The organism is Cytophaga sp. (assembly GCF_051961495.1).
Lineage (GTDB): Bacteria > Bacteroidota > Bacteroidia > Cytophagales > Cytophagaceae > Cytophaga.
Map to the genome: position 1 here is coordinate 1 of NZ_JBQCDF010000015.1, position 9,711 is coordinate 9,711.

Here is a 9,711-nt window from a genome sequence, read left to right on the forward strand (position 1 = left end):
AGTTGTATCCAGCTGGATCATATCACAAGGCAATAGTAAAACATCTGTCTCCGGATGTTGAAGATAGAATGAGAGCAAGCCTGCCAACGGACCTTTGATACCTATGGCATCAACAATAATCTTTTCAACGGATAAGAAGGAACGATATTGTTCCTGCTGTGAGGGATTAATAGAATAAAAAACGGACAGGTTTACCGACTTACAAAGATCTGCAGCCTTCACGATCCATGGTTGCCCATTATACTCAAGGGTACCTTTATCTTTTCCCATGCGGGAACTCTGGCCTCCTGCCAAAACCAATGCAACTAATTTATCCGGATCTTCTTCAGGAACACCACAATACATACTTCACCTATGCTAAATACAAAATGAAGGTAGGTATTTTTTCAAATATAATTCAAGCAGGAAAAGGAGAAATTAAACCGGCTGACAAACAATTACACCAATAAAAATTTCAAACCGGCAGAACACAATACAATAAATAGAATTCCGATCAGGATCTTATTGTTGTATAAGGTTGAACCCAGGTGCGAACCAGCATATCCACCTATAACAACCGCCAGTATCCAATAATAAATATTGTGAACATGCAGCGAGTTTGTATATACATGTCCGACCAAACCAATAATGGAATTACATAGAATAAATAATGCCGAAACACCGGATGTCTTTTTCAAAGCGGTCCAACCCATCAGGATAATCAAAGGCGAAAGAAAAATACCTCCGCCAACACCGATCAATCCTGAAAACAAACCAATAACAGCACCGACAACTAAGGCGACATAGATATTCACTTCAGAGGTTTTATCCTGGTCGATACGCTTAATACGAATAACCAACCCTACAGCTGACACCAGTAAAAAGAATCCCGCAAATATTTTGAACCAATACGGATCCAGTGTTATAGCCCCGCCAATAAAGGCAGCAGGTATCGAAGTTACAGCAAAATAAAAAAAGACTTTCTTATCGAAATAGCCGGCGGAAATAAATTTATAGGATGCGATGGAAGCTACTATGATATTCAATATTAAAGAAGTTGATTTGATCTCCGTTAAAGGAAACGACAACAAAGACATTGCTGCGAGATAGCCTGAAGCGCCTGCGTGTCCTACGGAAGAATACACAAAGGCTACAAATAAAAATAAGGTAAAGGTTCCGACAAGAACTAAATCAACCATGAGCGTACATAAAATGATTATAATATCAGGAAGTGGAACAGGAACAATTATGTCCCCAGTCGCTGGTACCATCTGCAAAGTATTCTCTTTTCCAGATCGGCGCTTCGTGTTTCACCCGATGGATAATATATTGATTGGCTTCATATGCTTCCATGCGATGGCGCGAAGCTGTAATAACAACTACTGCAGCACCACTCACATCTACTCTACCTGTCCGGTGAATACACAATGCCATTTTAAGATTCCATTTTGTACTTGCTTCCAGTAAAATGTCATGGATCATCTTTTCAGCAAGCGGCACATGTACCTCATAATCCAGATAAAGCACTTCCTTTTTAGTATCTGTTCGGACTTCACCACTGAACAACACAATAGCGCCTGCTTCCGGGTGATGATATTCCTTCAGCAAATCCACCGGTGAAATCTCTGCGGATGAAATATGTATGTCATTAACCACCGCTTGAGGGCGGGATAACGAATATGTTTTCATAATTAGTTATTTCCTGATTTACAGAAAGCATTTCAGATTCCGTTGAATAGCGGCAAGTCTTCAGTAGTTCCTGGGCTTCCGGAAACTTCTGTTTCAATAATTGCTGAATGCCGGCAATATTTTTTATAGATGAAGTATCGAGCTCAAACTCTGCCGGCATGTAATCTTTCAATATGGCAAATACATGTATCTTCATTACATTTACCCTCCGATATATTTCATACTGATTTCACTCCCGGTAAAATAATCCTGCTTCTGTGCCAGTGCTTTTTGTAATGCCTCAGTTAAGGCTTCGTCTTTAAGTGCTTTAACATCTATGCCTTCAGAGGCACTGATGCAGCCGTATATATTACCGAAACTATCTAATCGCAAACGATTACAGTCCGAGCAGAATGGCTCAGATTCATTGGCGATCACGCCAAACACCATACCTTTGCTGGTTTGCCAGTATGTGGTGGTATTGGATGCTGTCCGTTGCATTTTTGCAACACTGGTAACAGATGCAATGCGTTCAACAATTTCATCCATACCGAAGAAATAATCCGATTCATTATAATGCAGATACCCCATCTTCATCAGTTCCAGAAAACGGATCGGAATATTACGGGCAGATGCATACTCCAGTAACGGAACGATCTGATGATCATTTACGCCCTTCAAAACAACTGTATTGATTTTCACTTCAAGGCCACTGGCTATCGAAGCATCAACTGCATCAAGAACAGAACGTATATCAGCAACTTTACTTATTGACCGGAACACGCCCGGATCAAGTGCGTCCAGGGATATATTGATTGACTTCAGTCCGGCCTCAACCAATGAATCCAGCTGAGGCAAAAGACGCAAGCCGTTTGTTGTTAGTTTAATATCCGTAATACCCAACTCAACAATACCCTTGATCAAGGCAGGAAGTTCATTAAATAGTAACGGCTCTCCCCCGGTCAGACGGATCGTTTTCAGACCTACTTGTTTATGAATCTTTTGAATCGCTTCCAGGTATTCACTGGTAGTTAATACTTTTTCTTTGGGGGCTTGCTGTATAATACCCGGTGTAACACAGTAAATGCAAGACATGTTGCATACGGAAGTTAGACTTACGCGAAGTGTTTTGAATTGTCTTCCGAATGAATCTTCAATGATATTATGCATGATTTGCTGTTAAACCTGCAAACAAGTTAAAGCCTTTTTTCGAATTTGAACAGACAGAGCAGCAATAATTTTCCGGCAACTCTTCAAATGAAGTCCCTGCAACGATGTCCTCATCCGGGTCTCCGTATTCAGGATCATACAATGTCAGACAAGTACCGCACTGATATACAAATTCAAAACTTTCTTTTTGCTTTTGTTTCTGAATTTTAGGAATGGCAACTTCTTTAACTTTAACCTTATCAATAGAAGCTTTCTTTTTGGTATAGTATTCCTGCGTCAGATAACTTATGAATTCAGGTAAGCTTTTCTTCTGGATATAATCCATAAAAGAAATATCAACCGGGTTATTAGGATTGAAATCTTCTTTATAACGAATGTGGTATACCGGGAAATAATTTCTTCCAAACAAAGAGAATAAAGGTTCTTCAGTAATTTTTATGGAATAGAAATTATCATTCGGAGCATTATTCACGCCCAGAATCAAGCCTTCCGTACGCTTGTCAGTCACCCGGAAATAATCGTTTACATATGAACGTATTTCATTACTGTTTAAGTTCCACTCATTCATGTTCCAATTGAGTTCATGCGCCGCATGTCCAGTATTGATATCGTGCAATCCAAGCAAATTTTCCCATGCGGGAATCCTGGCCTCGGGAACGTTTTTCAATAAAAAGCTATCCCATGGAGTAATGTATATTGTCCCAAGGTTTGAATCCAGTGCTTCTACACACATGGCATCAATCAATGTAATTGAAAATTCATTTTTAGTATTAAAGATTCCCAACCAGGTTGAATTACCAGTTGAGTGAAACCCTTCAACCGGAAAGAAGTGATAATCAGGAATGCCTGGATAGGTATCGACCTTTTTAAAGTTCCGTGTATCCAGCTGGTATAATTCATCCATCAGTTCACTCAATACAACACGATCCTGTGCATGAATACAGGTCTGTATGAACATACTGAAGCTAGCAATTTTATCCGACTGGATAAGAATAGGCATCCAGCCCTGCTCGCGCTGCTGCGGCATGGAGAAATAAATATTCCAGTAATCTTCTATTGGCGAAGCGACAAAATTTAAAACACCTGTAAATAAAGGAATCGCATGCTGTTCCGGATCAACAATATTGATAGGAATGCGCGGCTGAAAATCGAAGCTCTGCAGAATATCTCTGTAATCGCCCTCTGTAAGCCATACCTTTGATTTCAGAATATCTTTAACCAGTCCTGAAGATACGATATTAAAATATTCATGCTTACCTATGGAATAAGACAAAGACAATAATTTTATCCGAACTTCAAAATCTGCCAGTGAGTCTTTATTGATCTCGAACCGGATTTCCTGGCGACTTCCCAATTGCAATCTGGCTGCCCCGAATTGCTGCGCAAACATGGCTACCTTTCTTAACTCACCTGTTGAAATGATTCCGCCGTTGGGATAAACTTCAACTGAAATAAACTTTTTAGACATAAGACTCAACAGGTTTAGATGGTTCAGCGTCGGCATTTAATCTTTCCAGAATTGCCTTAACTTCTGGCTTACAACTTCCACATCCTGTGCCTGCGCCTGTCAGGTTACAGATAGAGGCAATGTCTTTACAACCACCTCGCACTGCATTTTCAATATTTCCGCTACCAACCGTGTTGCATGAACACACCAGTGTGCCAAGCATTGGCTCTTTGGAAATACTACCGGACATTAACAGGCTCTCACGCTTCTCTCCCAGCTCTACACCGGATTTTATCCAGTCTCTGAATTCATTGAATTCAGATTTATCTCCCATTAATATCGCACCTACCAGACGATCCTGGTGAACGATACATTTTTTATAGTACTTACGTGTTTTATCCAGGAAAATAATTTCTTCATAATCAGGATTATTTAACGGCGTCTCAACCATGCCAATGGAACACAGCTCAACACCATGCACCTTAAGAATATTCATGCTTAAAGTGCTTGCATAGTTTGATGTTGTACTTCCGTTTAAATATTCTGCCAGTACATTGGCCTGCTCTTCTGCCGCCGCTGTAATTCCAAACAAAGAACCATTACGCTCGGCAATTTCTCCCATGGCATACACATACGGATTGGATGTCTGCAAATGTTCATCTACAATAGCGCCTCTGTTTACTGCAATGCCGGCTTCTTTCAAAAATTCCACATTCGGTTGCGTACCGATCGCAAACAGAATTGCATTGCAATCAATCTTACGACTACTTTTCAAGCGTACGCTTTCAATGGAGTATTCTCCGTTTATATATAAAACTTCATCTTCAAAATACAGATCAATACCACGTTCACGCAATTCTTTCGCAAGCAGACTTGCAGCCGTTTTATCAAGTTGTCGGTCCATTAAACGGGAGGAACGCTGGATCACAGAAACCTTCATTCCGATTTCCACCAAGGCATCTGCCATTTCCAGGCCAAGTAAACCGCCGCCTACTACAACAACCGAATCGCCTGTTGTTAAATGATGAATCATGCTATCTGCATCTTCTCTTCTGCGCATGGTAAACACACCTTTGATGGACGGAATATGTTTCATGGTTGTTGGTCTGCTGCCGGTAGCAACAATCAAACGATCGTATTTATGAACTACGCCGCTTTCATCCGTAACGGTTTTATCTTCGGTATTTAATTTTGAGATTTTTTTCGCGATCAGATTTACATCCAGTTCCAGCCATTCTGCTTTACGCAGCTTTTCCAGGTTCTCCCAGTGTTTATGCTTGCTTACATATTCCGGCAATAATACACGGTTGTAGAAATGATAATTTTCTGCACTGAACACAGTCAGCGAATCTTCAGAACCTAATTCTCTGTGGCGTTTAATAAACTGACAAGCAGCAGCACCTGCCCCTACAATGATGATATTCTCTTTAGGCTTAATATACTTCACAACCTGTACAGCTGTGAATTTAAAATCAGGTTCTTTCGATATCGGATCAATCAGATTATTGGTAACATTATTGGCACGGGTGAGATCCGTGCTTAGTAACTTACCCCAATGCATGGGCAGAAATACGACACCTCTTTTTATATCTTCCGTAAGGATTGCTGTTACACGTACTTCGCCTCTTCTGCTTTCGATTGTAACAACATCATCCTGTTTAATGCCACGTAGAAAAGCATCATCCGGGTGTATTTCAAGAAATGGTCTTGAAATGTGCTTATTCAGCTTACGTACTTTACCCGTGCGGGTCATGGTATGCCATTGATCACGGATACGTCCTGTTGTCAAGATCAACGGAAAATCATCATCAATAGCTTCTGAATTATTGGCAGAATCTACAGAAATGATATTGGCTAATTTAGTTGGTGTATAGAATTTAAAATCTGTAAATAATCTTGGCGTGCCCGGATGACCCGGAGTCGGTACCGGCCACTGCACACTTCTGCGGGCTTTTAAATCTTCATACGTTAAACCGCTGATATCAATATTTGTATCTTTGGTAATGCGTGTATACTCTTCAAAAATTTCTGCATTGTTTGCATAGTTGAAAGAATCCCTCCAACCCATTTTGTGTGCAAAGCGGCAAAGAATATCAACATCCGGCAAGGCTTCGCCAGGAGGTTCCATCACTTTTGAAAGATAACTCATGCGACGGTCTGAATTTGTCATCACGCCTTCTTTTTCCATATAAGCAGCAGCCGGTAAAACCAGATCTGCATAGGGTATAGACTCCGATTTATTAGAGATATCCTGCACTACAACAAAGCGTGCGTTGCGCAGTGCTGCTTCTGCATTTCGTGCGTCAGGTAAGCTTACAAGCGGATTGGTGCAGATGATCCAAACTGCTTTCATTTTTCCTGAAAGCAGCTGATCAAACATTTCAGTAGCTGTAAATCCAGGCTTTTCATTAATAGCAGGTACGCCCCAAAAATCTGCCACTTCTTTCCTGTGCGCCGGATTTAGCAGGTTTTTATGCGCAGGTAACATATTGGACAAGCCCCCAACTTCTCTTCCTCCCATGGCGTTTGGTTGTCCTGTCAATGACAGCGGACCAGCGCCGGGCTTGCCAATTTGCCCTGTGATCAGTGATAAGTTTAATAAGGAAACATTTTTATTAACGCCAACTACACTTTGATTTAATCCCATCGCCCACATACTGATGAAGGCTTTTGAAGCACCAATAATATCAGCGGCTTCAATGATTAACTCTATATCCACTGCACAAATATCTGCTGCTTCCTGCAGACTTAACACGAATACTTTCTCTTTAAATTCATCGTATCCGCTGGTATACTGATCAATGAAATCCTGATCAATCTTACCGGTTTCAATAAGACGGCGTGCAATAGCATGATACAACACAATGTCTGTACCCGGCTGCAATTGCAAATGCACATCCGCCAGTGAACACGATTGCGTTCTGCGCGGGTCTGCTACAATAATTTTCACATGCGGATTTGCCGCTTTGTGATTTTCCAGTCGTCTGAATAAAATCGGATGACACCAGGCAGGATTAGCACCTGTTATAAAGAAACAATCTGCCAATTCAATATCGTCATAGCTCAGCGGCACGGAATCTTCACCCAAGGCAAGTTTGTATCCCACAACCGCCGAGCTCATGCACAATCTGGAATTAGTGTCTATATTATTTGTACCAATGAAACCTTTAGTGATTTTATTGGCTATATAATATTCTTCTGTCAAACACTGGCCGGAAACATAGTAGCCTACAGAGTCCGGCCCGTATTTTTCAATCAGTGATTTGAAAACGGCCGCCGCACGATCCAATGCAGTATCCCACGATACACGTTTCAGCGGCATGTTCCGGTTACCACGCATTTCAGGATATAGCAGGCGATCTGATTGATCCATCGCAGCGTAATGCAGGTTCATGCCTTTTGAACACAACATGCCACGATTGGCCGGATGAGATTCATCCCCTTCAATCTGAAGGTTTCCGTTTATTGATTTATGGATCTTTACACCACAGCCTACTCCGCAATAGGAACAGGTAGATGTATATGTTTTAGTTGATTGTGACATGATTGTATTCGTTTAAAAGGGAGTAATCGAATAAAATTCACTATATCTATGCCAGGCTTTCTGCCGGAGATAAATCAACCTGTTGAGTAGTTTTAGTTTCTGCTGTCGTTATACTTTCCGTACTTGTCACAAAACGAATAGTGAAAGCAAGTACCGCTATTGCCAGTACACAATATCCAATAATTGAGAATGCATCATTATATGTTAATGTCTCACTCTTAAATAAGAAGCCCATAAGCACTGCTCCAATATTTCCCCCAGCTCCTACAATCCCTGCTACACTGCCTACTGCATTCTTATTTACAAACGGCACCACTGCGTAGGTTGCTCCGTTCGACATTTTTACAAATAAAGCAAAACCAATCATGGATATTATTGAAAATACCAGGACATCCATTGAAGAGAAAATCAGAATCCCGATTCCTTCCAACAAAATACAGCAACCCAAAACTACTACACGTCCGCTCAAGCCTTTTGACAGACTGACTTTATCACTTAACATACCACCAAGCGCACGTGCAAAAAGATTCATCATGCCAAAAGACGCAGCAATCAAACCGGCAGTTTCAAGCGACAAGTCGAACTTATCTTTAAAATATAAAGCAGCAATATTATCGATGGTAATTTCAATTCCGAAACAAGCACCATAGCAGAACGCAAGTACCCATACTCTATAGTCTTTTAATATTGTACCAAAAGAAACCTGGGATTGTTTTTTCTTTAATGTAAATGAAGGATCTTTCTTTTTTAAATCTGCCAGATTACCTTCCGGTGTATCTGTTGTATACAGGAAGTATAGTACACCCATGATCATTAAGGCAATCCCCGGTACAACCATTGCCAGCCTCCATGATTCACTGGCAGTGTATCCCAAGCCTACAAAACCAGCGAAGATTAAAGGCATTACCAATTGTGTAACGCCTCCGCCAAGATTTCCCCAACCAGCAGTAACAGCATTTGCTGTACCAATCACATTCGGCGCGAACATAGCCGATGTATGGAATTGAGTAACTACAAATGATGCTCCAATAACACCGATTGTTAATCTGAATAAAAGAAAAGACGTATAATCATTGCTGAACCCGATAAGCATTACAGGAAGGGCTCCCAGAATTAACAAAACAGAATACATAATTCGCGGTCCGATGCGGTCACATAAATAACCGATCAGAATGCGGGCGAATATTGTAATCGATACCGAAGCAATCATTATGTTGCCGATCTCACCTTTCGTCAGGTGTAATTCGTCACGAACAATTGCCATTAATGGTGCAATACCAAACCAGCCAAAGAAACATAAAAAGAAAGCCATCCATGTCATATGAAATGCTTTCATGTTTGGTGTTTTAAAGCTGAACAGGTTGATTTTTGTTGCCTTAGAAGTGTTCATAATTGCAGGAGTAAAAGGGTTAATACTTACTTACGTACAAATATAACAATACCTACGTATATTTACGTACTAATACGTATTTTTTTTTACGTATTAATAAACTTTTTCTCTCAAAAGACTGAAATATATTTCCCAAAAAAGGATTGAAACCAATACAACAAACTCATTTACAATACATAACAATAAAATTCAGTATATGGAATTTAAATATCTTGTTAGGGAGATAGAATTTTAATTATTTTGAAATGCTATGAAAAGATGTTCCCTTTCAATACCTGTCCTGCTTATTTTTATACTTATACAAGGCTGTTTACCCAGTAAAAGGTTTGATCATGCCAAACATCCCGAGCAGCCTGATTACAGTAAGGACGATAGTTGGGTGGCATTGCCCTGGCGTTTTGATGCGGCAGATTGTGTTCCGCAAAGTTGTCCAACCCCAGACAGGCAGGACAGTGCAGCGGTAGATGTGTTTTATGTTTACCCCACAGCCTACGTAATCGGCACAAAATGGAA

8 protein-coding genes and 1 pseudogene are annotated in these 9,711 nt (G+C 40.6%); 1 reads left to right on the forward strand and 8 read right to left on the reverse strand.

Translation table 11 applies throughout. From position 1 onward, the window contains the following. The 8 genes from ACTHJT_RS00970 to ACTHJT_RS01005 all read right to left on the reverse strand — a co-directional run. On the reverse strand, positions 1 to 345 hold a 345-nt coding region (locus tag ACTHJT_RS00970), incomplete at its 3' end, for a molybdenum cofactor guanylyltransferase (protein WP_440235725.1). A 92-nt stretch (positions 346 to 437) separates the two neighbouring features. Then, complete coding sequence (locus ACTHJT_RS00975) at positions 438 to 1,178, reverse strand: sulfite exporter TauE/SafE family protein (RefSeq protein ID WP_440235726.1); 741 nt, start codon at positions 1,176 to 1,178, stop codon at positions 438 to 440. A 25-nt stretch (positions 1,179 to 1,203) separates the two neighbouring features. After that, on the reverse strand, positions 1,204 to 1,668 hold the full coding sequence (locus ACTHJT_RS00980; RefSeq protein ID WP_440235727.1) for a molybdenum cofactor biosynthesis protein MoaE: 465 nt from the start codon (positions 1,666 to 1,668) through the stop codon (positions 1,204 to 1,206). Continuing rightward, complete coding sequence (locus ACTHJT_RS00985) at positions 1,628 to 1,864, reverse strand: MoaD/ThiS family protein (protein WP_440235728.1); 237 nt, start codon at positions 1,862 to 1,864, stop codon at positions 1,628 to 1,630. Before ACTHJT_RS00985 ends, ACTHJT_RS00980 begins: the two co-directional genes overlap by 41 nt. A gap of 5 nt (positions 1,865 to 1,869) precedes the next feature. Continuing rightward, the gene (locus ACTHJT_RS00990) at positions 1,870 to 2,817 is read right to left on the reverse strand and encodes a GTP 3',8-cyclase MoaA (protein ID WP_440235729.1); all 948 of its coding nucleotides are present in this window, start codon (positions 2,815 to 2,817) and stop codon (positions 1,870 to 1,872) included. Continuing rightward, on the reverse strand, positions 2,810 to 4,285 hold the full coding sequence (locus tag ACTHJT_RS00995) for a rubredoxin (RefSeq protein ID WP_440235730.1): 1,476 nt from the start codon (positions 4,283 to 4,285) through the stop codon (positions 2,810 to 2,812). Before ACTHJT_RS00995 ends, ACTHJT_RS00990 begins: the two co-directional genes overlap by 8 nt. Beyond that, entirely contained in the window at positions 4,278 to 7,808 is a 3,531-nt protein-coding gene (locus ACTHJT_RS01000; RefSeq protein WP_440235731.1) for a molybdopterin-dependent oxidoreductase, read from the reverse strand. The genes ACTHJT_RS00995 and ACTHJT_RS01000 overlap by 8 nt, the downstream gene beginning before the upstream one ends. A 46-nt stretch (positions 7,809 to 7,854) precedes the next feature. Continuing rightward, entirely contained in the window at positions 7,855 to 9,198 is a 1,344-nt protein-coding gene (locus ACTHJT_RS01005) for a NarK family nitrate/nitrite MFS transporter (protein WP_440235733.1), read from the reverse strand. A gap of 250 nt (positions 9,199 to 9,448) precedes the next feature. On the opposite strand from ACTHJT_RS01005, the pseudogene ACTHJT_RS01010 reads away from it, so the two are divergent. Beyond that, positions 9,449 to 9,711: pseudogene (locus ACTHJT_RS01010) on the forward strand (hypothetical protein); the annotation flags it as partial.